General features: G+C 51.8%; 18 protein-coding genes and 2 pseudogenes. 8 read left to right on the plus strand and 12 right to left on the minus strand.

Features of this window, described 5'->3' with window-relative positions:
- Window positions 1–999: pseudogene (locus FC49_RS08110) on the plus strand (ISL3 family transposase); the annotation flags it as partial.
- Between the two features lie 141 nt (window positions 1,000–1,140).
- On the opposite strand, the gene FC49_RS08120 reads toward FC49_RS08110, so the two are convergent.
- The 8 genes and pseudogenes from FC49_RS08120 to secY2 all read right to left on the minus strand — a co-directional run bounded on the left by FC49_RS08120 (window position 1,141) and on the right by secY2 (window position 11,690).
- The gene (locus FC49_RS08120; RefSeq protein WP_003714797.1) at window positions 1,141–1,329 is read right to left on the minus strand and encodes a hypothetical protein; all 189 of its coding nucleotides are present in this window, start codon (window positions 1,327–1,329) and stop codon (window positions 1,141–1,143) included.
- Window positions 1,322–2,656, minus strand: coding sequence for an accessory Sec system glycosylation chaperone GtfB (gene gtfB / locus FC49_RS08125; protein WP_056984734.1), 1,335 nt, complete (start codon window positions 2,654–2,656; stop codon window positions 1,322–1,324). Before gtfB ends, FC49_RS08120 begins: the two co-directional genes overlap by 8 nt.
- Window positions 2,649–4,181: an accessory Sec system glycosyltransferase GtfA gene (gtfA, locus tag FC49_RS08130; RefSeq protein WP_003713298.1), complete on the minus strand. Its 1,533-nt coding sequence runs from the start codon at window positions 4,179–4,181 to the stop codon at window positions 2,649–2,651. The genes gtfB and gtfA overlap by 8 nt, the downstream gene beginning before the upstream one ends.
- Before the next feature lie 19 nt (window positions 4,182–4,200).
- A pseudogene (gene secA2 / locus FC49_RS08135) lies at window positions 4,201–6,564 on the minus strand (accessory Sec system translocase SecA2).
- 1 nt (window position 6,565) lies between these two features.
- Entirely contained in the window at window positions 6,566–7,450 is an 885-nt protein-coding gene (asp3, locus tag FC49_RS08140; protein WP_056984735.1) for an accessory Sec system protein Asp3, read from the minus strand.
- The gene (gene asp2, locus FC49_RS08145; RefSeq protein ID WP_056984736.1) at window positions 7,443–8,960 is read right to left on the minus strand and encodes an accessory Sec system protein Asp2; all 1,518 of its coding nucleotides are present in this window, start codon (window positions 8,958–8,960) and stop codon (window positions 7,443–7,445) included. The genes asp3 and asp2 overlap by 8 nt, the downstream gene beginning before the upstream one ends.
- 16 nt (window positions 8,961–8,976) lie before the next feature.
- Window positions 8,977–10,494 (minus strand): accessory Sec system protein Asp1, encoded by a 1,518-nt coding sequence (gene asp1, locus FC49_RS08150; RefSeq protein ID WP_003715715.1) that lies wholly within the window; start codon window positions 10,492–10,494, stop codon window positions 8,977–8,979.
- Window positions 10,482–11,690, minus strand: a complete 1,209-nt coding sequence (secY2, locus tag FC49_RS08155; protein ID WP_056984737.1) for an accessory Sec system protein translocase subunit SecY2 — start codon at window positions 11,688–11,690, stop codon at window positions 10,482–10,484. The genes asp1 and secY2 overlap by 13 nt, the downstream gene beginning before the upstream one ends.
- A gap of 171 nt (window positions 11,691–11,861) precedes the next feature.
- Between secY2 and FC49_RS08160 the strand changes: the two genes are divergently transcribed.
- Genes FC49_RS08160 through FC49_RS08175 form a run of 4 tightly spaced genes read left to right on the plus strand, consistent with a single transcriptional unit; the run spans window position 11,862 to window position 14,856 of the window.
- Window positions 11,862–12,776, plus strand: a complete 915-nt coding sequence (locus FC49_RS08160) for a glycosyltransferase family 2 protein (RefSeq protein WP_003713469.1) — start codon at window positions 11,862–11,864, stop codon at window positions 12,774–12,776.
- A complete protein-coding gene (locus FC49_RS08165; RefSeq protein WP_003713522.1) occupies window positions 12,769–13,668 on the plus strand; it encodes a glycosyltransferase family 2 protein in 900 nt (299 codons plus the stop codon). The genes FC49_RS08160 and FC49_RS08165 overlap by 8 nt, the downstream gene beginning before the upstream one ends.
- Window positions 13,646–14,455, plus strand: coding sequence for a glycosyltransferase family 8 protein (locus FC49_RS08170; protein ID WP_056984738.1), 810 nt, complete (start codon window positions 13,646–13,648; stop codon window positions 14,453–14,455). The genes FC49_RS08165 and FC49_RS08170 overlap by 23 nt, the downstream gene beginning before the upstream one ends.
- 47 nt (window positions 14,456–14,502) lie before the next feature.
- Window positions 14,503–14,856 (plus strand): hypothetical protein, encoded by a 354-nt coding sequence (locus FC49_RS08175; protein ID WP_056984739.1) that lies wholly within the window; start codon window positions 14,503–14,505, stop codon window positions 14,854–14,856.
- A gap of 47 nt (window positions 14,857–14,903) precedes the next feature.
- On the opposite strand, the gene FC49_RS08180 is transcribed toward FC49_RS08175, so the two are convergent.
- The 3 genes from FC49_RS08180 to FC49_RS08190 are packed head-to-tail and all read right to left on the minus strand — an operon-like array spanning window position 14,904 to window position 17,418.
- Window positions 14,904–16,508: an SP_1767 family glycosyltransferase gene (locus FC49_RS08180; RefSeq protein ID WP_056984740.1), complete on the minus strand. Its 1,605-nt coding sequence runs from the start codon at window positions 16,506–16,508 to the stop codon at window positions 14,904–14,906.
- A gap of 10 nt (window positions 16,509–16,518) precedes the next feature.
- Entirely contained in the window at window positions 16,519–17,034 is a 516-nt protein-coding gene (locus tag FC49_RS08185; protein ID WP_156402474.1) for a glycosyltransferase, read from the minus strand.
- 36 nt (window positions 17,035–17,070) lie between these two features.
- Window positions 17,071–17,418: a glycosyltransferase gene (locus FC49_RS08190; protein ID WP_056984742.1), complete on the minus strand. Its 348-nt coding sequence runs from the start codon at window positions 17,416–17,418 to the stop codon at window positions 17,071–17,073.
- Between the two features lie 216 nt (window positions 17,419–17,634).
- Between FC49_RS08190 and FC49_RS08195 the strand changes: the two genes are divergently transcribed.
- Genes FC49_RS08195 through FC49_RS08205 form a run of 3 tightly spaced genes read left to right on the plus strand, consistent with a single transcriptional unit; the run spans window position 17,635 to window position 20,676 of the window.
- A complete protein-coding gene (locus FC49_RS08195) occupies window positions 17,635–18,825 on the plus strand; it encodes a glycosyltransferase family 8 protein (RefSeq protein WP_056984743.1) in 1,191 nt (396 codons plus the stop codon).
- Between the two features lie 15 nt (window positions 18,826–18,840).
- Window positions 18,841–19,764, plus strand: a complete 924-nt coding sequence (locus tag FC49_RS08200; RefSeq protein WP_056984744.1) for a glycosyltransferase family 2 protein — start codon at window positions 18,841–18,843, stop codon at window positions 19,762–19,764.
- A 15-nt stretch (window positions 19,765–19,779) separates the two neighbouring features.
- Window positions 19,780–20,676, plus strand: a complete 897-nt coding sequence (locus FC49_RS08205) for a glycosyltransferase family 2 protein (protein ID WP_003715727.1) — start codon at window positions 19,780–19,782, stop codon at window positions 20,674–20,676.
- Between the two features lie 105 nt (window positions 20,677–20,781).
- Here FC49_RS08205 and FC49_RS08210 read toward each other — a convergent pair whose 3' ends face one another.
- Complete coding sequence (locus tag FC49_RS08210) at window positions 20,782–21,798, minus strand: sugar transferase (RefSeq protein ID WP_003713333.1); 1,017 nt, start codon at window positions 21,796–21,798, stop codon at window positions 20,782–20,784.
- Between the last annotated feature and the right edge of the window lie 270 nt (window positions 21,799–22,068).

Below are 22,068 nucleotides of genomic sequence, written 5' to 3' on the forward strand. Positions count from 1 at the left end.
GCCATTAAGCAACGGGCAATGATGCTTCTGACAACTAATCAATCGCAAAAAGACTTAGCTAGGACGCTTGGAGTTTCTGATTGGACAGTTCGTCGGGTGATTACGAATCTTGATAGCTCCTTCAAACCCAACTACCGTTGGCTGCCCCGGCACATTGCCTTTGACGATTTCAAGTCCGGCAAGATGGCCCCGAGCGGTATGAGTATGATTCTAATGGATATTGAGAATCACCGAACCTTAGATATTATTCTTTCCCGGCGTAATCGCTACTTGCGGAGTTACTTTCTGCGCTACGGCCGTTCAGCTCGCTTAGCCGTCCAGACAGTTACAGTGGACTTATATACTCCTTATCGGCGCTTAATCCGTGAATTATTTCCCCATGCCATCATTATTGCCGACCACTTCCATATCGTTGCCCAAGCCTACCGTGCGCTTAACCAAATTCGGATTCAAGCAATGAACCGGGCTGGAAAAGGAACTCATCAATGGCGAGCGCTGAAACACTTCTGGAAGCTAGTTCTAACGCCTGCTAGTGAGCTTAAATATGATAACTATTGGCGACGGGCTAACTTCGGCTATGCCCAATTGACTGATGTCGAAGTCATTCATCGCCTTCTCAGCCTTGACGAGGAGCTTGAACAGGCTTATCGATACTATCAGGACTTAATCTTCGCCGTCAGTCGGCGAAGTCGTAGTCGACTGAACCAATTGCTTACTATCAAACTAACTGTGCTTCCTCAGCCCCTGCAAAGGGTACAGCGGACATTACGTTAGCACAAGGAAGAGATTTCCCATAGCTTCAAATATGAGGGCTACACTAACGGCCCTGTCGAGGGCACCAACAATAAAATTAAAGTCATCAAACGGGTCGCCTACGGATTCAGAAACTTTGCCAATTTCAGAATCCGGATATTGCTTGCGCTTCCCAACACGTATATCGCCATTAACTGGAAGAACAAGCAAGCAGCTCGTGCCAAAGTCCAGGCACGAGCTGCTTAACAAAACTATTCTATTTTCTCATCAGTACTTCTTGACGAAGAGCCTAAAATTCTAAGCCCCTACACTAGCAGCAAAGCAAAAACAGACCTCCAACGTTGATAATCAACACTGGAGGTCTGTTACTATCTAGTTAACCAGAGATCATAGAATCGAAATCATCATGGTCGCTAATACGATCAAGAGGATAATTACCATCAGAATTTGACGGAAGCGGAGGGGGTGCGGCTTTTTGACGTAAACCCGCCGCTTTTCCTTTTCCACCTTGTGCAAACGGTCCATGGCGTGCTGTTCAACCAGCGACGGTTCCTTTTGCTCATCATGCTTAGTCATTGGTCAACTCCCCAATCGTTTCCTGGTAGTCCGCGACCTTGACGTCCCCGGCAACTTCCCGTTGGTGGTCGATCAACTGTTCCATCAGCCGGGGCTGAATCAAGGCCGTCATTACCCGTTGCTTCATCCCATCTACATCGGCAGGATCGAAGATGTTTTCCGGCGCTAGCAATTCCGGCCGGTGGAGTGTGTTCTTGAAGCCGACAATCAGCATATTCTGCTCAAACGCGCCCCGAACCGCGTCCAGGATTTCATTTCCATGGTTAATATCCATGTACACATCACACTCTTTAATCAGCTTCTGAACCCGGTTAGTCGTAACCGTTGGGTAGACATCGACGTTCTGATAGTCAGCGAAGGCCATTAACTTACTAGACATCTCAGTAATTGCGGCAATGTGGAAGTGGAGGTTCGGCATCCCCTGGACCAACGGCGTCAACTGTTCGATCTGATCCGAATTGGTCAAAATCAAAATCTCAGGCCGGAGGTTATTGCTCCGCGGGTGCGGGTAAATCGTCCCCAAGTACCGGAAGTCAACGTTACCGGCAGACTGCTGGAGCTGAGACCCGTATTTTTTCCAGTCTGGGAAGCGTTGGAAGACAACGTGCTTGGTCCTGGTCTCATTCTTCATCAGGAACTGCATATTGCCTGGTAGTTCGTCACCAGTCGGTTCGTGCCAAAAGAGGGTGTCGCTCCCGTTCCCGCCGAGACGCAGGGAAACAGCCAGGGCCCGGTTTAAAGTATTATAGAAGATGTGGTCTAGCTTATAGTGGCGGTCGCGGAGGTAAAAGATTACAAAGTCTTCGATACTTGGAAAATGGCGGGTTACCATCCCCACGTTCAAAGTGAGGTCCCCTGCTGGAAGGTTCCAAGTAACTACTTCTTTCCCCTGCGGCGTAAAGTACTTCCGCAGCACCGGCTGGTCTTGGTTAAAGTAGGTCTTGGCAAACCGTTGACCGTGCCGATTATAGTGGTCAACCCAGGAAACCCGGCCCTGTTCGTCCAGCCAGTGAACTTCCTTGACCAGGCGCGTATTATCGGTGGCACTGTAAAAAATTGTTGCCCGCTGCCGGTCCATGTCCATCACCTGGGCCTGGTCCCCGGTAGCTTCAATCCGCCAGTAACGGTTTGGCAACGGCAGCTGGTCAAAGTATAACGGCCGCCGGTTGCCCTTGTTCTCCGTATAGTAACTAAAGGGTGAATCGACGTCCTCCGGCAGAAAACCATCATCCTCGATCACGACCGAAGGGATTTTAACCTTAGCGATAACCTGAGACCGCAAAAAATCGAGTGAACTCGTATCAAAAGTATCAAATAGGTTAATCATTCGCTAGTTCCTCCAAAACTTTCCCCCACCGCTGAGCAACGTTATCCGTCAGGTATGGTTCCGCCACTTCATACGAGTGCTGACTGTACGCTGCCAAGTCAGCCTCAGTAAATAGTTTCACCATGGCATCGCGCAGCCGGGCCACCTTTTGCTCATCGGACCAGTCTTCTTCGTAGGGAATACGATAGCCATTCTGACCGTCATCAATGAAGGTCTGGTTACCGTACGGAACGTCGAAGCCAATCATCGGCAGACCCGAGCCCACCGCTTCCAGAAGACTCAGGCCAAAACCTTCGCTCGTCGAGGCGGCCGCGTAGGCAGCATACTTCACGTAAACATCCGCTAAGTCCTGCTGTCCCATCAGGCGGATGTAGTCTTCCGCGTGATTATCCTTAATTAATTGCTGGAGACGACCATATTCGCCCCCCTGACCATAAATGTCCAAGCTGATATCCGGCACCTGCTGGCGGGCCGCTACCGTCGCCTTGACCAGCCAATCAACGTGCTTCTCCTTGGCAAGCCGGGAAGCCGTAATCAGCGAGTGCAGCTTGCGGTCACTGCTTGGCTTGACTAAGCGCGCGAGGTTCCCCACCGGAATGGTATCAACGCGCGGCGTGGCGTGCTGAAAGTGCTGCTCCTGTTTTGCAAAGAGCTGCTTTTGGGCGTCAGTCGCCACGATAAAGCTGGCAACGTCTTCCGGATGGGTAAATTGGTACTCATAAAAGTTATTCCAAAGAACATTCTGGTTATTAGTGTAGTGCTTGTCGTAATGGTCGGCGTGAACTACGACAACCAGCTTAGCGGGCTGGTGTTCTTCAAAAATAATCTGCCCGTTGACCAGTTGTTTATCCTCGTTCATCCGGTCAAGAATGACCACATCCCCCTTTTGGAAGTGCAGCCGTCTAATCATCTCCCGGTAAAGGTCGTTCTTTGAATAGTAGACCGTCCCATCGGCCATCTCGAACGTTTCCTTATCGCCATCGAGGTGCTGGACATAGGCAACGCTCCCGTCCTCATTATAAAATTCCCGGACGGTAACGTGGTTATTCTCCTTTTGACCGTTGTAGTATTCCCGCGCGTACTTAACATAGGAATAAAAGTCACGCATCACCATTTGCCCGTTAGCAACGTAGGACACCTGGTCAAGCGTTTGCCCCTGCTCATCATGCAGGCGGACAACCAGGATCAGTCCTTCATCATTCAGAAGGTACTGGACTTCCTTGCCGTTGACCTTTTTCTCAGCTTGCCGCTGTTTTAGTTGCAGGTCCCGTTCTAACTGGTTAAGCGTGTACGTCGACGGTGCGATCCGGACGTCCGTGAAGAAGTTGTAGAGCCAGATTATCTGGTCGTCCTTAAAGTCAAGGTTGCTGGTCAGGTCCTGGATGTTATTGCCTAAAATCAGGTCCGAGAAGATGAACTTGGCCGGGATTCCTAGTTGGTTGAGTGATTGGGACCGGTAAGCCTGCGCATATTCAACCCCACTGCTGGCCCAGCCAATTCCCAAATTAACGTTATAAACTGTCATTGATTTTCCTCCGTACTGATTAATTGAATGATACCACAAGTTCACCCTTCTTGTTGACCTTGATAGTGCTAAGCAGCAGGTTGTCCAACGCCCGCAGCTTCGCCTTCAACAGCATTTTTCGGTAGGCGGTAAAGGCCCGCTGCTGGTACTCAAAACTCGGGTCCCGGCCCGCCATCGCCTATGGCTGAACCTCCGCCCGCAGATTAGTCAAGAGCTCCATCTCATCCATCCAGCAGGAGTCGATCGCGTTCAGCAGTGAAGAGCGGTAAAAGTGATTTAACTGCTCATTGTTGACTAGGGCAGCGGACTTGGTGGTCAGGATTTGACGACTAAGCTCCTCAAGGTACTGCTTTGCCTGCTGCTTGCTGGCCGCCGCTTCTGCCGGCACCTCGACCACATCGTAGCTAAAGTGGTCGTTAATCAGCAAGCTGAGGTCGTGGACCGTCCACTTCTCCTTCTGGGCAAGGTAATAATCAATTGCTTCGCTAATCCAGTAGCCAACCGTCTGTTCAAAGTGGTCGGCCCCCATGATTTGGCGGCGCTCCTGGTAGAAGTTATCCCGCTGGAGACGTAAGGCAAGTTCATTTTTATTAACCCGCTTTCGTGACGCCTCCTCGTTGCCGGCTACCCGGCTCCTGAGCATCGCCAAGCTAACCAGCAGACGGGGACTGTGCAGGGGCTGGTCGCGGTCTGGGTAGCGCCGGACTAGTTTGCGGTAATACTGCTTAAACCGCTTCGTACTATTTTGGGAAATAAAGTTATCTTCCAGGGAGATGAAGAAGCGGCTGGACCCGGGATCACCCTGGCGACCAGCCCGGCCCGCCAGCTGCAAGCGAACCCGCGGGGAGAGCATTTCCGTACCAATTACTGCCAGGCCGCCCTTTTCTTTAACGCCTGGGCCCAGCTTAATATCGGTCCCCCGACCGGCCATGTTCGTGGCAACTGTCACTGCCCCCTCTTGACCGGCGCCCTTGATCATCGCTGCTTCACGGGCCGCGTTGAAGGCGTTGAGGACATTATGCGGCACCCCGTAGTTCAGGAGGATTTCCGAAATAATTTCTGAGTTTTCTACCGACCCGGCCACCAGCAAAATCGGCCGGCCCTGCTTGTGGAGCTGGAGCGCGTAGTTAATCGCGTGCAGCATCTTTTCCGTCGTCGTGATGTAGACCTGGTCCGGGTAGTCCTTTCTGATGACCGGCTTATTCGTCGGCACCTGGACCACCCGCATCTTGTAGACGTTCATGAACTCATTCTCGTTCACCTTGACCGTCCCGCTCATCCCAGCAATTTTGTTAAACAGGCCAAAGAGCCCCGGGAAGGTAATTGAAGCCGCAACCTTTTGGTTAGGGGTCAGTTCAACGTGTTCTTTAGCCTCAACCGCCTGGTGGAGACCGGTGCTGACCTTGACCCCGTGCTTGAGTCGCCCGTTGGTTTCGTCCAGCAGGATGACCTTTCCATTTTCAACTAAGTATTCCCGACCGTTGCGCATGAAGTGGTGGGCGCGCAAGGCTAAGGCGATGTGCCGGTAGATTTCACGACTGGACGCGTCAAAGAGGTTCTTGACCCGGAAGAAGCGTTCGGCCTTCCGAACCCCATGGTAGGTCAGGTAGACAGCCTTATCATCACGTTTGAGCCGGTAGTCCATCTTGGGTACCAGCATACTGACAAAGTTTTCCGCCAGGCCGTACAGGTTTGATTGCAGCATCGGGACACTGGAGACCACGAATGGCGAAGTAGCCTCGTCCAGGAGGACGTCGTCGACCTCATCAATAATCACGTAATTATACGGCCGTAGATACTGGCTCTCCGTACTTGAAGCCAGGTTATTGAAAAGGTAGTCAAAGGCCAAGCCGCTAGCAGTGGTATAGATGATGTCGTGGTTATACCAGTCCCGTTTTTCCGCTGGCGTCACTTTTTTCTTTTCTTCGCCTTCTTTGGGAAAGGCAACTGTCGCCGTCAACCCCAGCCAGTTATAGACCGGCTCCAATTGTTCTTCGTCCCGCTCCGCTAAATAGCCGTTGGGCGTGACCAGCATCGCTCCCTTTCCCTCCAGGGCATTCAAGTAGAGCGGCATCGTCGCCGTCAGGGTTTTCCCCTCCCCGGTCTTCATCTCGGCAATGTTGCCACTGTGCAGGACAATTGCCCCCATCACCTGAACATCATAGGGAAACATCCCCAGCAGCCGGTAATCCGCCTCACGAATGGTCGCAAAGGCCTCGGGGAGAATCTGGTCGAGAGTCTTCCCCGCCTTTAGCTGCTGACGGAGCTTGGCGGTCTGGCCCTGAAGTTCTTCATCACTCATTGCCCGCATTGTCGGCTGCCACTTATTGACCTTGTGCAAGGTCCGCTTCACCTTATGCAGGATCATCTGATCGACGACCATCTTATCCCTCCTTCCGTTGTTGCTGAATCGCCCGGCCAATCGCCAACCAATCCGGCTCGCTGACTTCCGGCGAATACCAATCCGCGTTGCCGGTCCACTGGTAGTGAGCGAGGTCGGGATCACTGAATTGGTCTGTTACCAAACCCCTAACAGCGGGATGCAGGGCGCAGAGCTTTGCCACCGCCTGATCGGTTGCTGGTGTTGTACTGACCAAGTGGAGGTGCTTCGTCTGTCGCGCAAGCAGCGGACTAAGTTCTTCTACCAGGTCACCATCATACTGCCAGGCAATGTTTACCAGTTGATAGGAAACATGCTCGAAGGTGGGACCCAAGTCTGGGCGGGACGTTCGGCTATGCTTGCCATCCTGGACCAGCAGCACGAAGAGCTCCTGGTTGTCCCCAGCACTTGGACGCGGTTCCTGCAGCCACAGGTCATCAAACGCGGCTGGCGGCGTTTGCACATCAGCAATCTGTAAACGGCTGAACTCCAACGCGGTTGCCCCGGCGTTAATTAGACTGAGCGCATACGAGAACGCCCCCACCGGATAGACAAATTGGTGGTTGCCATTATAGAATTCCAGCTTCTTAATCCGCTCACCTTGGAGGTTGAAGAATTCCAGGCGGAGCAATACCGCCTGCTCGGGTTCCGTCGTCAGGCCGGCCACTAAACGGTAGCGGTGGTTGGCTTGGAGGATTGGCAGGGCAGGTACCATTTTAGCCGCCTGGTAGGACGTCGTCGATTCCCACTTAATGATGCTAGCACTGGGCTCCATCAGCCGGTTGGCAAAGTGGATCCGCTGCTTGGGACTTGAGCTGATTTGCGAACCGGTATAGTAGGCTTGGGCGCCGGAATCCCAATAAACTTGGTTAATAAACTTATCACTCATTAAAGGCATTACTCCTCTTAAATTCCTTCCCGGTCAAGTAGGCGACCCGCTGGGCAAACCACTGAATCGACGCTGGATTATCGTTATGCCGCCCGCCAAAGCCCTTGTAGGTAAACTGCTTGGCCTTTTGGACCGCCGTGTTCTTCTGCAGCCCCGCTAGTGCCCGGTCGTCGTAGTCGTCGTTTTCCATGACTGAGATAAAGAGGCGGGTCTCCGTCAGGTCAGTCTGACTGGCAAGGCGCCAAAATTCTTCGTCTAGCTGGCGTAACGACTGCTCGTCCAGGTCAGGTGCGATCTGGGCGTCAATGTCAAAAATCGTGGCAAATTCATCGGGACGTTGGAGCCGTCCCCGCTCCGCCACGTGGCCCAGGTTGGCAATCGGCTTGGCAACGTTGATGGCATACGCCGACAGCTGCATTCCCAGCTTCATGGCCGGGTAGGTCCCCATTGAAATCCCATTCATTATCAGCTCGTGGTTGGTCAAGCCCAGTTCCGCTAGTTTTGCGCGAATCACTTTCTTAATCTGCTCTTCAATCACCGGTCCCGTGTAAAACTGACCGATTTCCAGCCGCATGTCAGTGAACAGCAACGATGGTGCGTGGGTGTTACGGAAAAGGGGGTAGGCTTCGAACCCCTCCAAACCCCGGGCACCAGAAAAGTAGACGTTCAGCGGCGGGCGCATATCACCAGGGTTAAAGTAATAAGCAATGTCTTCATGCTTGACCGGGTCGACAATCCGTTCGCCGCCAGTCAAAAAAGCCCCCTGCCCGGCTCTGGACCAGCGGGAGTGCAATACTCCCAGACGGAGTTTCCCCGTCCCGCGGACTTCTAAGCCGATGCAGCCAAAGCGGACGTCGGAAGCCACCTTTATCGGTAGCTCCATCTCCTGCTCACCAGTCACCGGCAGATAATAACAGTCTTTGATTTCACCATCACCCCCGTTGGGCTGAATAAAAACCCGGAGGCGGATTTGGAGGCCGGTTCCCTGGTACTCAAGCCAAAATTTAATCAGGTGGTGGGGGTCAATAAACAGACTCTGCTTATACGTTCCGAGGTCTTGCCAGTCCTGTTCCGCCTGAACATCCACCTCCATGTGCTGGCCGTCGACATACTGGTAGCCGGGAAAGTTGCGGGTATTCAGGAGCAGCATACTGGGCAAAATCCGCAGGCCCGACTGACCAGTGTAGTATTTGGGAATCAAGTCGGCGATTAAGTCCTGGGGTAATTGTTCGATTGCAGCCGCTTTTTGCTGGTGCAAAAATAAGCGAAGCTGCTTGCCGGCCGCGGCCTTGACTCCGGGAAGGTAAAAGACCTTGTAGGGGTCGACCAGCCACTGGAGCCGGAACCATTCATCCCCGGTCAGCGCTGGTTCGCTGGTGAAGATGACCGCGTCATAGCGGTGCTGTTTCTTTTTATCTTTGACCGGGTAATCATTGAACTCCCACTTGATGTCACTGGGAATCTGATACTGGTCCGCCCAGTTATCACCACCGAGTTGTAATACATTCATTTTATCCACTCCGTCTTTACAAAATCTCCTGCCATTTTTTTAGCAGGTTTTCTTCCGAATACTGGTTGAGATACTGGACATTATTCGCCAGTGCCGCGTTCCAGTGCCGTAATGATTGCAAGTAATAGTTCAGGCCTGCTGGCAGCTTGTCCAGGTCCGTTTCAACCAGCCCGTTTTTCCCGGACTGGAGCATCTCGGTCGGTGCCTGCCGAATCTGGGGAATCCCCACGCTGATCACCGCGATTTGCATAAACTGGTCGATTTTTGTCCCCCAGTCAACCATGATCCGGGTCTTATCAAGTGCTTTGAGGACGGCGCTCGTGCTGGTCAAGCGGACCGTCTTGATTTCCAATTGGGGCAGTGCCTTCTCCTTTAAGTCCCGCTCGTTTTCGTTTTGGTCGGGCTTGTCTGGTTTAAATTCAAACTCTCCTGGATGGCGGTCGGTCAGGTCATCAACCAATTGGCGGACTTCCTGTTCCTTCTCCGGACTGTACGTCAAATAGTCGACCGCTAGTTCATCCGGATCCTTGAGCAGGAGCTGGTAAAGCAGTTCGACGATTCGCGCGAGCTCGTCATGGGCTGTGTTTTCACAAAAGACTGCAATCCGCTGGCGAAGGCTGCGCTGACTATGGCCGAGCTTAAACTGGGCCTGGAAAATCGGAATAATAGCTGGCGGTTCAGGCAGGTACCCAAGCTGCTGGACTTCTTCCGCCGTCGCCTGCGCGTCGGCAATCAGCAACGGCTTCTGCGTCGCAATTTTTGCGAGTGTCTGCCGGTAGGGGTGCCACCGACTAGCCGAAAAGACGACCCGGTCCTGCTGGGCAAAGACCTGCGAAGCCACTGGCTGCTGGTCATCCAGGGACACAATCAGCCGGTCGGTCGCCTTGAGCTGCGGCAGGAAGTGCTCCCGCACAACCTCAGTAATCAAGTCGCTGAGCTGGTCATAAGCTAACTGCTTAGTGAACCGCGGCAGGTCAGGATTAATAGTTACCCGCCCCGTTTGCTGGTCCTGACGGAAGCGCCAGTGGCCCTGCTCATCAAAGTAGGAAAAGCCGCGGAGCTGCCCGTCGGTGTATTCCTCTTCACGGGAAACGAAGCCCCGGCTATCCAACAAAAGGCGCCGGTTCCTTTGCCCGTCCGCTTGAAAGTAGTCAATCCAGAGCACCTTCCCCTGGTTATCAAAAATCACCTGGGCATACTTCCGTCCCTGGGAAACCACCTGCAACCGGAAGGGGGTCATATCAAAGAGTGCGTCGGCTGGCCAGGCAAGGTCCCGGTAGTCAACCACCCGGCTGTCACTATGCTCTACTCCCTGAAGGTAATCGAAAGCGGCGAAAACCTTCGTCGGGGCCAGTGAGAACTGGTTGAGTTTGGACGAAAGCTGGGGTTGGTAGTCCGTGACAATTAGGCCCGCTGGCTGCTGGTCATCCCGCAAAATCTGCAAATGGCTGACGGCATCATCAAATTCGACCATGGGAACGGTGTATGCCCAGTCATTCAAAAGCTGATGCCAGCCCGGCACTAAATAATCCATTTTGCTTTTTCCTCCTCCATAATCTTCCGGTAACGGTTTGGGAAGAACATAATCATAAACTGATCCTTGATCCCGCTCATAAACATGACAATCATCAGGATATTCATTGGAATCAGGGCAAAGCCAGCGAACTTACCCAAGAGCGGCATTGCCAGCAGGCCAAAGGTCAACTGGACGGCGTTAAGGACCGCGCCTGGGAAAGCGATAATCCAAAGGCGTTTTGACAGGTACTTCTGGGTTGGCAGGCCTGGTCGGACATTTAGGATGTAGTTGTTTTCGTTGCGCAGTTTCTTGGCTTGCTCCTCCGGGTTAAACTGTACAAAGGTAAAGAAGTAGAAGAGCAGGAAGGTCAGGCTTCCGCCCAGGACCGCGTCAAAAGTAATGTTCGAAAAAATTGACTTGGGACCTAAATACTGGCCCAGCATTGTAGGCATCATCAGGATTGCCATCCCGATCATGATCGTCATCATGGCCCCCATGTTGAGACCAATCGGGAGGACCATCGGCTTGGTGTAGCTCGGCATTGTATAGTTGACCACCTTTACCGGGTAGTAGGCCCGGTTAAAGGCAATCCAGAAGACCCCCAGGGCCAGACTGAACAGCACCAGGGCGAGCAGCCAAAGGTTGGCGTACGGCATCTGCTTGAGATAGCGGACCGACCGAATTAAGTTTGGCAGCGAGAGGTTGATGATGTTGAAGAGGATAATGGTAATCGTTCCCCCAATCCCATGCTGGATATTCATCACCCCCAGCCAGACAACAAACATACTGCCGGCTGTCAGAATCAGGGTCACCACGAAGATGTGGAAAGGACCGCTGGTCAGGTGGAGGGCCACCGTGACGGAAAAGGACTGGGCAGCCGCTAAAATCGCCGTGAGCACCTGCTGAACGGTCATCATCTGCGGCATCGAAAGGCTATCAAAGTAAAAGAGCCACAGCATCGTAAAGAGCTGGATAAACAGCATCGCAATCATCAAGGGGTTTAAGCCGACGGTGAAGAGCGAGATGTGTTGGAGGTTAACCCCACTCATTAGCGACGCCACGCTTAATGGCGACGTATTTATCATCTGATGGGCACTTCTCGTGATTTTGGCAAACGGAATCGGCACTGAACACCCCAGCATATATACCAGTAAAATAAACATCGTGAAGCCCAAGCGCCGGTAAAAGAACTTCATCCGGGTCAACTTACCCATTGTATTCACATCCTAATTTTTATTAACTGCCTTTAATTGTAATTCAACTATAGGGGAATTTAAATATCTACAAATAATGATATAATTTTAACATAATAGCTATTAACATTTTGATTACGAAATTATTTATATTAAAAGTTGATCGCTCAGCTAGGGAGGACTAAGCAGCAGATGGAAAAAGAAAAGGTTTCCGTAATTGTCCCCGTCTATAATGACGAGAAGTACCTGGCAGATTGCGTTGACAGCATTCTGCACCAAAGTTATCAAAATCTGGAACTCATCCTGGTCGATGATGGCTCCACCGACAACAGTGCCCAAATATGTGAAGACTACCGGGAAAGAGACGACCGGGTGCGGGTTCTCCACAAGGTCAATGGCGGGGTCGGCTCCAGCCGGAATGCCGGCCTGGCAATGGCAACCGGTGATTACATCCTCTTCGTCGATAACGACGACTGGCTTGCTGATGACCACATCAAGAAGCTCTACCAGCACCTCAAGGCAAGCGGTGCTGATATTGCCGCAGCTAATTATACTGAGTTCCGCATGGCAGACCAGACTTACCGGATTTGGATCAGCGATGATGACTACTACGAACGGGACTACTCTATCCAGGAATGGTTCAAGCTGCAGTACCGAGGTGATTACTACAACATGTCCCAGGTTTTCACCGTCCCCTGGGGCAAGCTCTATAAACGCTCCCTCTTCCGGCATATTGCCTACCCGATTGACAAGCCGGTCGAGGATGACCTGACGAGCTGGAAGGTCTACCTGCTAGCGAATAAGGTGGCCTACTTTAACGAGTCGCTTTATTGCCACCGGATTTTAAGCGATAGTGTTACGGCCCGCGTGAAGCGCACCGCCCTTTTCCCACTTGAAGCGGTGGCAGACCGGCTGGCAATTCTGAGCCAAATCGGTTTCGACACTAGCAATGAAATTGCAGCCTACCGGCAACGCTTAGAAGTCTGCCAGAATGACGCACTCAAGGATGGCGACTTTGTTAAGTACCAGGATGCCATGCAGAAAACGGCCATCTTAAAACACTACCAGGCGAAGCAAGCAAACGGAGGTACGCAGGAAAATGAGTGAAAAGATTTCAATTATTGTCCCGGTTGAAAATAATGAGCAATACCTGGCGGAATGCTTAGACAGCATTATCCACCAGTCGTACCAAAACTTAGAAATCATCCTCGTGGACAACGGCTCCACCGACCGGTCCCTGGCAATTATGCGTCAATACGCGAACCAGGATTCACGCATCCGGATGGTTAGTCAGGAGCACCACGGACTAGGGACCGCCAAGAACCTGGGCCTTTCTATGGCAACTGGAGACCTAGTCATGTTCGTCGGCCCTAATGACCGGGCCGGCAACATTGAACGACTACTCGCTAGTATGCACCAATACCATAGTGACGTTGCCTGCGCCACCTACTACCGGCAAGACGCGAACGGTACCTACTACTTTTACGTCGACGACAATGACCCAGCGCAAAGGGAACTGGAGGGCGCTTTTACTCCCCAGGAGTGGATTCAGCGGGAAACCGGGTACGCGCTCAACATCACCGAGGACTTCAAACGGTGCTTTAACAAGCTCATTAAGCGCTCCCTCTTCCAGCAAAACGTGATGTTCCCCGACTATGACCAGTGCGAAGATGACTTTACAATCTGGAAACTCTACCTTCTCGCCGACCGCATCTCTTATATCAACGTTGGCGACTATTGCTACCGTTTGCTCTCCCAGGCTGAGGAAAGCAGCCAGGACATTTTCCACCGGAACCTGTTGCGGCTGCAAAGCCTGGAAGAGCGGCTGGCCCTCTATGCGATGATTGATTTTGACACTACTTTTCTAGACCGTTACTACCGGCAGCTAGTCGAAGCAACGAGGGACAGCGCCCTGACAGCCGGGAATTACCACTACTACAAAGACTGCTGCTTTAAGATTGGAATGATGGATCGCTATGCTCCCGAAAAATTCAACTAAAAAAGTAATCGTCCTGTCTGGCGATTACAGTTACATTAACCAAATCACCACTACTATCAAGTCAGTTCTCTACCATGACCGCGGGATTAAGTTTTACCTAATCAACAGTGATATTCCCCAAGAATGGTTTAGGCTGATCAACCAGCATCTCGCTCCCCTAGCTAGTGTAATCATTGACAAAAAAATCCGGCAATCAGCAATTGCGCAAGAACACGTTGGCCTGGGGCACATCCACCCAATTGCCTATGGCAAGATTATGATTCCCGACCTAATCCCCGACAGTGGCCGGGTCCTCTACTTGGATAGCGACCTCGTCGTGGATGCCAGCCTAACCTCCCTCTTCAACCTCGACTTGCAGAGGCACCCGCTGGCGGCCGCGTTAGACATTGATGAAAATAATGGTCACTTTAACACTGGGGTTGTTCTCTTCGACCTGGACCGGCTGCGGCAAATCCCCCACCTGGTCGCGGATGAACTCCAAAGCGGGCAAAATCAAGAGTTGCGCAATGCCGACCAGGATGTCATGAACCTGTATTTCCAAGACGATTTTTACGAACTGCCCCTTGCGGACAACTACCAAATCGGAATGGACATGATCTCGTTCTATGATAACCATCCCTACTACTTTACGGCGATGGATAAAGTAACCAGCCCCCGTATTATTCACTACCTAACGGGGGATAAGCCTTGGAAGACAGTTTCGACTAGCGGCTGCGTGAGCGTTGGTGGCAATACTACGGCCTCAGCTGGGATGATATCTACAAGCAGCGTCCGCTCCCCAGGGTGACTCCTCAATACTAGGGACGCTTCTGTACCTTCCTAACTTCGGAGAATATGGGTCAGCTGCCCCAGCTCATCCAGTCGCTGCCTGACTGCCAGTTTAACATTGCCGCCTGGACAAGTTTTGGTAAACCGGTAATGCAGCTCTTGGCAGCAGATAACGTGCGTCTCTATCCCCACGTTACCCGGCCCCAAATCAACAAACTGGTGCACACCTGTAACGCCTACCTAGATGTGAACTGTGACGGCAAGGAAGAACAGATCCTCCGGCAGTTTGAGCAGGCGGGAACACCCCTACTGAGCTTTCAAAGCGTGGCCGCCGCGCCAGGCAGTTACCAGCGGTACAGTACCTTTGCTGATGATGACACTACCGGCATGCTCCACCAGCTCCAAGAACTTTGTAAATAATTATAGGCGCCCTGAAATGTGCTTAGTCACATTCCAGAGCGCCTCTTTTATTTGCTCAAATCCAAAATAATTTCTGCATTGTATTGGGGATCATCAATTGATTGGGGAACTCCCTCATCGTAATTCATCTCTGCCGTGTGTTTTCCCTGAATAGGGACCCGGCTAACGGCCCCCTGCCGGTACCATTCATATTCCGGGTCCAAGTGACCGGAATCAATTACCTGTCCCCAATCGGCCAGGTCTGCCGCAATCACCGTGGCTGCCATCCCAAGCATCACCAGCACTAATTTGCCCTCACCATACCGCTTAATAGCTGCTTCGATTTCCTGGTATTTTCCCCAGGCGTTCTTAGGCGGGCAAAGAATTCGCTGGACTGAGCGGGCATTATCATAAAGGTCGCTGCCGACACCAGACCGGGTATAGGCTCCCTCAACAATCAGGAGGTCCCGGTCCTGCCACCACTTCTTGATCCGGTGAAAAATTTTCCTTGCCTGACTCCGGTCTTGAAAGTCCATGTATGGCCGGGTAACCATCGTATTGCCGTAAGTATTGCCTAATTTACCCAGCTGCTCGTAGAAGGAAGAGAACGTCTGCTGGTGTCCCCGCCACCAATCTTGGGCCTTGGGAACCAGGCGGCCAATGTCGTGAAAGGTATCGCTCAAGCACACTAGCAACCGGGGATTGCTTGGTGTTTCCACGATTTCACGCAGCCGCTTTTCCAACAGGGGGTCCGTGTCCTGGAAGACCTGCCCCGCTCCTAGCATGAGGGAGATTTCACCATCCCCGAGCCGGGCCACCGAGGGCTGGTAGCGTTCGATGTAATCCAGGGTTTCCTGGCTATCTAGTACGTGGAGGTTAAAGCGGGCCTGTTGCTTGCTGGCATCAATACTAGAAACATAAGCCTGGTAGCGGGCCCGGTTGAACGCCTGCTGGATAAAGCTGTCCTGGCTCAGTAGTTCAGCCCAGTGGTGGACGTTAGCTGCCAAGTGCCGGTAGCGGTCTTCCGTCACCCCGTTTAGCAGGTCCCGTTTCTCCTGCTCATTCTTATAAGTTAGGCCCAGCTGGTGCTGCTTAACTAAGCCCGCGGCAGGATCATTTTGCCGCGCCAACAACGGTAGGCCCGCGCTGAGAAAGTCGATAATTCTCTCAGAAGTCGTTAGCCAGCCCGGCCTAGCAAGATCTCCCCAGCCGCCAGCCTGGTTGAGTTTGGCACGGGCTACCGACCGCGGAAGCTGAACCGGTAACTGCTGGTAAACATGCTGGCTAGTGGCAGGGAGCCCTGCAGCAACGCAGCCGCCCACCAATTGACAAGTCGTGATCCTTTCGCTCGCAAAGCCCTCCCTTACTAGCCATTCCTTGGCCTCTTCTGTCGGGGCCACTACAACGGAGCAGTGCTGACATAGGTCCAAGATTGACTCCTGCTGGGCGGGTAACCAATCATAGGCTGGTAGCCAGGCGATAAAAACCAGTGGTTTGGAAGCCTGCTCAACTGTTGCTAGCTGCTGGGGAAAGTTTATTCCCTGCACTACTACTGCATCATGAGCTTGCAGCTCGGTGCTCTGGCCGTTAAATCGTTGCACTCCCAGTCTGGCGAGTACCTCAGCAATTCTTTCTTGATATAAACTACCGTCACTTGTCACATAAGTTGCCATTTTATTATCCTCACTTTAACCGATTGATGTCTGCAACTGCCTGACTAATGGCATGGCTGGTAAAGCCACCCGCCCGTACAAAGGCACTGAGCCGGCCTGCATTTTCGACCAGCGCCTGGTAATCTTCCGCATTCGAGCGCGCCAGGTAGGCGGTCACTGCCGCTAAGTCGGCGAAAGCAATCCCCATTCCCGCCCGTTCTACGATTCGCGCCAGGTAGGAAGCCCGGTTAACCAGGACCGGTAGGCCGCTAGCCAAGACTTGGGCGGCCGCGATCCCGCTGTCGTTGTTCGTACTAGGCCATAAAAGGGCATAACCGCCAGCCGCATTTAAATCATACGCGGCGGTAACGCTTGGTCGGACCCATAGCCCGGCCGTCTGGTCGGCCAGGGAACTATCCAGGGTAACCAGCTGACGCCTAAACTGGGGGCTGGTAAGGACCACGTCGCTTTTCTGGTCCCAGACATTCAGGTAGGCTAGCCGTGACACCCGCAGTCCATGTTCCTGCAGAAAAGTTCCAGCCTCCACGCTGGGAACCAGCAGTACGTCAGCCCGGTTAAAGAACTAAACCTGCTGGGCAAGGTCGGATGGGGTCGGCAGGGAGGTAACCGCAATCACCAGCTTACTAGCGGAAGCCTGTTGAAAATTAGCGATTTTATCCAGGAGGGCCTGCTCGTACCGGTCGCCCAACATCGTCGGCAGTTGAACGATAATGTCGTCACCGAAACTGACTCCAGACAAGATGCCGTCCTGCCGGGCGCTTAATTCACCAGCGGAATCCGCATCGACCGGGTAGTAGTAAAGGCTGAGCGGCAGGATCCCCTGCTGGCGGGCTGCCCGCACCAGCCGGGACTGCTTCTGCAGAACGGAACTGCCAATCAGTCCCCGCGTTTGTGTTATGTAAGTTGTCATCTTGTTCTCGCCCCTCCATTGATTTTCTTGGGCATCCCAATTATTTAACTCCCACTGATAATTGCCGCCACAAGTAGTTCTTAATGTATTATAATTTAAGTAATAATTAATTGACAAGCCACGGGACCGAAGTAAATTAACCTTGCTGCCCCCCGTTTAGCCTGTCAGTGTGGTTATTTAAGTCTAATTTGGATCAAATTAAGGGAGTAATCAACTATGTCAGAAGCTGCTGCTATTTGTGCCGACTACGGCTACCTTACACCAGCAGAAACACTAATCAAGTCCATCGCCTACCATAACCATGATTTACCAATCTACCTGCTCAACACTAACATCCCCCAGGAATGGTTCTTGAATATTAACCGTCGGCTGGCCCCCATCAACGTTCGGGTGGTCGATGCCAAGTTTTCCGCAAGCGTATTAAAGGACGAAGCTGTTTCCCGGACTGAGTACATGAACACCATGATTTACGGCCGCCTGCTCATTCCGCAGCTGGTTCCGGCCGACCGGGTCCTTTACATCGATTCTGATTCAGTCGTTGACCGTTCGCTCCAGCCGCTGTTTGCGACCGATTTAGAAGGCAAGGTTGTGGGCGCCGTCGAGGACTACTCAATGCCCGGGACCTTTAATTCAGGGGTCCTCCTCCTAGACAACACTAAACTCAAGGCAATTGACAACTTCACCACTGACCTGCTTGCCAAGGGACAGGAACGAACTTCAAACGATGACCAGACATTGCTGAATCAGTACTTTAAGGATAACTGGCTCCAGCTGGATTACGGTTACAACCTACAAATTGGTTTGGACCTGACCCTCTTTTACAATGAGCATCATTCCCTCCTCCGCTTTTACCAGTTGTTGAAAAAGGCCCAGCCAGGAACCATCATCCACTACTCAACTTCTGATAAGCCGTGGAACTTCATGTCCTCAGGCCGGCTCCGGGAAAAGTGGTGGCAGTACCAAAGCCTGGAATATAGCGAAATTGTCCGGCATGCTCCCCTGCCAACTATTCGCCAGCACTACCGCACCCGGCTCTTTACCTTTACCCAGTCAGAACAGCTCGACAACCTGGAAACCCTCCTTCGGGTCCTGCCGGATTGTGAATTCAACGTAGCGGCGTGGACCAACATGGGTGACGCCTTGCTCGCCCTCACTAAGTATCCAAACCTGCACCTCTTCCCGGCGGTGGTTGAGAGCAACATCGATATGCTGATCGACCAGGCAGACGGTTACCTGGACATTAACGAGGGCGGGAAAGAATTACAGTTCATAGAACGCTGTGTCCAACGCAATAAGCCCCTCCTTTCTTACAACGAATATCCAGACAACCCGGTGCTGACAGCTGCTCTGCAAAAGTTTGACCGTGAGCAACCAGACCAGTTGATTGCCGCCATCAAGCGGCTTTAGGCGCTGGGACTGCAAATGGAAAAGATTTCTATTATTATCCCCGTTTACCAGGTCGCCCAGTACTTGGCAGCCTGTATTGAAAGCTGTCTCAACCAGTCTTACCAGCACCTTGAAGTTATCTTGGTGGACGATGGCTCCCCAGACGAATCCCTCCGGATTTGCGAACACTATCGCCAACGGGATTCTCGAGTCCGGATCGTCTGCACGAAAAATCAGGGCATAAGTAGGGCACGAAACAAGGGAATCCAGGTTGCCAGCGGTGATTACATCGCCTTTGTCGATAGTGATGACACCATTGCCCCAGATTACCTACAGCACCTCTACCAAAGTATTAAGCAGACGCACAGCGAGGTTGCCGTTGGTTCCTTCTACCGAATCGACGACCAGAATGTCTATTATTTTATTTCCCGCCGAAGCGACCTAGAACAGGCCAAGCTAGAACGGACTTACACCCCGCACGAATTCTTCCAAGCACGTAAGCATCCACTCATTAACCGCAATTTTGAGTTTCTTTGGGGAAAGTTATTTAAAAAAGAACTCTTTGACCTAGTGGAGTGCCCGACTAAACGGGTCCTCGCTGAAGACGCCTATACGACCTGGAAACTATACGCCCAGGCCCGCCAGATCGTCTTTGTTAACCGGGACGAATATTGCTACCGCCTCCACACCGGTTCGGTAACGGGAAGGAAGGATTCTCCCTCACTAATTGCCTTGCGGGCCCACGTCCTGAAAGCGCGCGAAGAACAAGTTGCTATGGAGGCCGCTGCCGATCTTCCCATATCATCGGGTGGTCAGGCTCAGGACATGTTAACCCAGTTAATTCTCGCGGCGGCCGCTGGCGATTCGCGGGAAAGATACCAAGTGTGGAACGCAAAATACTTACAACAGGTTATTGGCCGCTTCCACCGTCCGGTTTCCCGTTCCGACTCAACTAATTGAAAGGTCTAACTCGCTATGGAAAAAATTTCTGTGATTGTTCCGGTTTATAATATCGGTTCGTACCTTGAACGCTGTGTTAAGAGCATTACCAACCAGAGTTTTCGCAATCTCCAGATTATTCTGGTCAATGACGGCTCGACTGATGATTCCTTACAAGTTTGCGAGCAACTAAGAAAGCAGGACGACCGAATCACAGTCGTCACCAAGGCAAACCAGGGTTTAGGTTACGCCCGTAATACAGGTCTAGCAGTGGCAACGGGCGACTACGTAACCTTTGTCGATGGTGACGACTACCTGGCTCCCCAGATGCTTGAACACCTCTATTCCCGGCTCAAAAAAGATAACAGTGACATCGCTTGTATGCACTTCTTCCGTCAAGATGCTGCCGGCACTTACTACTTTTATATCGATAAGCAATCCCCTCGCCAGCAAGCACTAGCACGGGCCTATTCGCCTGAGGAGTGGTTAAGGCTGGAGCCTAGTAATACCGTTATTCAACAGGTATTCTTTCAAGCCTGGGGGAAACTCTACAAGAGAGAATTATTCCAAGACATCGAATATCCGCGGGAATCTTTGGCCGAAGATAATTTGACCACTTGGAAGCTCTACCTAAGTGCCAAGCGAATTTCCTACCTTTTGGCTGACGAATACTGTTGGGTAATGCGGAACAACTCCCTGACCGAGGCAGACAATAAGAGCTATACCAGCTACAACAATATCCAGGCCATCAATGACCGGATCCAGCTCTACTCAATTTTGGGCATCTCACCGGCGTTTCTGACCACCGACTGGCTTAACTGGCTTCGGCGCCTCTCCACCGGACAGCCGCAGGGCAATGAACTGGATAACTACCGGCGGGCTAGCTACTTTGAACAAGTTTTTCAAAAATACCAGAAAAAATCACCTTCTTAAAACTTGAATAGAGCAAGCGGGACTGCTAATCGCGTATGATTGGCAGTCCCGCTTGTTTGGTGAACGGACAAGTAATAACTTGTCGCACGTATTTTCAATTTCTAATTAGTCGTATAGAACCTTGTACACCGCGTCGGCTAATAGGTGCTTGGTGAAGTAGCCATCCCGAATCAGTGGGCTGAAATCGGCAATGGCATCCCGCATCTGGTTGTATTCATCATCAGTCATCGCGGCTACCCGGTTAACGGCCGTGTCCAGGTCATCCGCAATAATTCCCAGGTGCTTATCCCGAATCTTTTCTACTTCTGGAGTGTCGCTACGGACAATTACCGGAATTCCCGCCGCAAGGTAGGTACTGAGCTTGTACGAACAGTTCAGGCGCATATACTTGACCCAGTCGTCCTTATCGCCCCATAGGAGTCCAAAGCCGCCGCTACGGCGCAGGAAGTTGATCAGTAAAGAATCATCCTGCCAGCCGACAAACCGAACATTCTTCCCCTGCCCCCACTCGGCCGGATCCGAGAAGGCCTGCAGGGTAACGGCGGAACTATCCCAGTCCATCAACGACTGGGTCTTTTTTTCGATATTGCCAATAAAGGAAATCGTCTTATTATTGGCGGGCTGGATGAGCGGGTCAATCTGGCAAACGTGATCCCACATGTGTTGGATTAAAATTTTCTTGGTTGTTAAGCCATGTTCCCGCAGGTAGTCTAGCATTTGCTGTGATGGCACGATCAGGAGGTCCGCCCGGTTATACATATCAATGAACCGGTCTAACAAATAGTAGTTGCTTTCAAACATTAATGGGATAACGTCGTGAATAAAAATGATCCGCTTGACGTTCTCGTAAACAAAGGTGCGGTTGAATAAGCCGACCTCCCATTCATTGGTGTTCCAAGTCGGTGTCTGGAAAATAATCACGTCGTTAGCACCGACAGACGCTAAAATGCCATCATAGCGTGACGAGAGCGCCTCCTCTGATTCGTTGGCGTCGTAATAGGAGTAGATGCCGAGCTCGTTAAAGTTAAAGTTTTCCACCCCAATTCTAGCCACCATCTGTTGCGAAATTTGGGCCACGCTATTGTAGGCCATTCCATAGAGATTAGTAATATGTACTTTCATGTCAACGTCTCCTCAAAATAACAACGGTTTAAACCTGCTCCGTTTTCATTAATATACTACTATCATTGTAAACCAAATTTAGGCTGGTCAGGACATTATTTCCCCGCTTGGCCACAAAAAAGATGATATTCTTAGGTTGTCACATCAAGCATCCATCATCACTTAATTGTTGCAAGGGGTATTCGCTAACGCGGGCGCCATGCGAACTATCAGTTTTCCGTTGTACTTCGGGTGTAAACAAAAGGTTCTACAATTTTAAGTACTGATGGA

It is taken from the genome of Limosilactobacillus oris DSM 4864 (genome assembly GCF_001434465.1).
Lineage (GTDB): Bacteria > Bacillota > Bacilli > Lactobacillales > Lactobacillaceae > Limosilactobacillus > Limosilactobacillus oris.

Excerpts from the sequence above, each read along its gene's own strand:
- FC49_RS08120 (WP_003714797.1), bottom strand. The coding sequence starts at position 1,329 with ATGACTAAGCATGATGAGCAAAAGGAACCGTCGCTGGTTGAACAGCAC.
- gtfB (WP_056984734.1), bottom strand. The coding sequence starts at position 2,656 with ATGATTAACCTATTTGATACTTTTGATACGAGTTCACTCGATTTTTTG.
- gtfA (WP_003713298.1), bottom strand. The coding sequence starts at position 4,181 with ATGACAGTTTATAACGTTAATTTGGGAATTGGCTGGGCCAGCAGTGGG.
- asp3 (WP_056984735.1), bottom strand. The coding sequence starts at position 7,450 with ATGAGTGATAAGTTTATTAACCAAGTTTATTGGGATTCCGGCGCCCAA.
- asp2 (WP_056984736.1), bottom strand. The coding sequence starts at position 8,960 with ATGAATGTATTACAACTCGGTGGTGATAACTGGGCGGACCAGTATCAG.
- asp1 (WP_003715715.1), bottom strand. The coding sequence starts at position 10,494 with ATGGATTATTTAGTGCCGGGCTGGCATCAGCTTTTGAATGACTGGGCA.
- secY2 (WP_056984737.1), bottom strand. The coding sequence starts at position 11,690 with ATGGGTAAGTTGACCCGGATGAAGTTCTTTTACCGGCGCTTGGGCTTC.
- FC49_RS08160 (WP_003713469.1), top strand. The coding sequence starts at position 11,862 with ATGGAAAAAGAAAAGGTTTCCGTAATTGTCCCCGTCTATAATGACGAG.
- FC49_RS08165 (WP_003713522.1), top strand. The coding sequence starts at position 12,769 with ATGAGTGAAAAGATTTCAATTATTGTCCCGGTTGAAAATAATGAGCAA.
- FC49_RS08170 (WP_056984738.1), top strand. The coding sequence starts at position 13,646 with ATGCTCCCGAAAAATTCAACTAAAAAAGTAATCGTCCTGTCTGGCGAT.
- FC49_RS08175 (WP_056984739.1), top strand. The coding sequence starts at position 14,503 with ATGGGTCAGCTGCCCCAGCTCATCCAGTCGCTGCCTGACTGCCAGTTT.
- FC49_RS08180 (WP_056984740.1), bottom strand. The coding sequence starts at position 16,508 with ATGGCAACTTATGTGACAAGTGACGGTAGTTTATATCAAGAAAGAATT.
- FC49_RS08190 (WP_056984742.1), bottom strand. The coding sequence starts at position 17,418 with ATGACAACTTACATAACACAAACGCGGGGACTGATTGGCAGTTCCGTT.
- FC49_RS08195 (WP_056984743.1), top strand. The coding sequence starts at position 17,635 with ATGTCAGAAGCTGCTGCTATTTGTGCCGACTACGGCTACCTTACACCA.
- FC49_RS08200 (WP_056984744.1), top strand. The coding sequence starts at position 18,841 with ATGGAAAAGATTTCTATTATTATCCCCGTTTACCAGGTCGCCCAGTAC.
- FC49_RS08205 (WP_003715727.1), top strand. The coding sequence starts at position 19,780 with ATGGAAAAAATTTCTGTGATTGTTCCGGTTTATAATATCGGTTCGTAC.
- FC49_RS08210 (WP_003713333.1), bottom strand. The coding sequence starts at position 21,798 with ATGAAAGTACATATTACTAATCTCTATGGAATGGCCTACAATAGCGTG.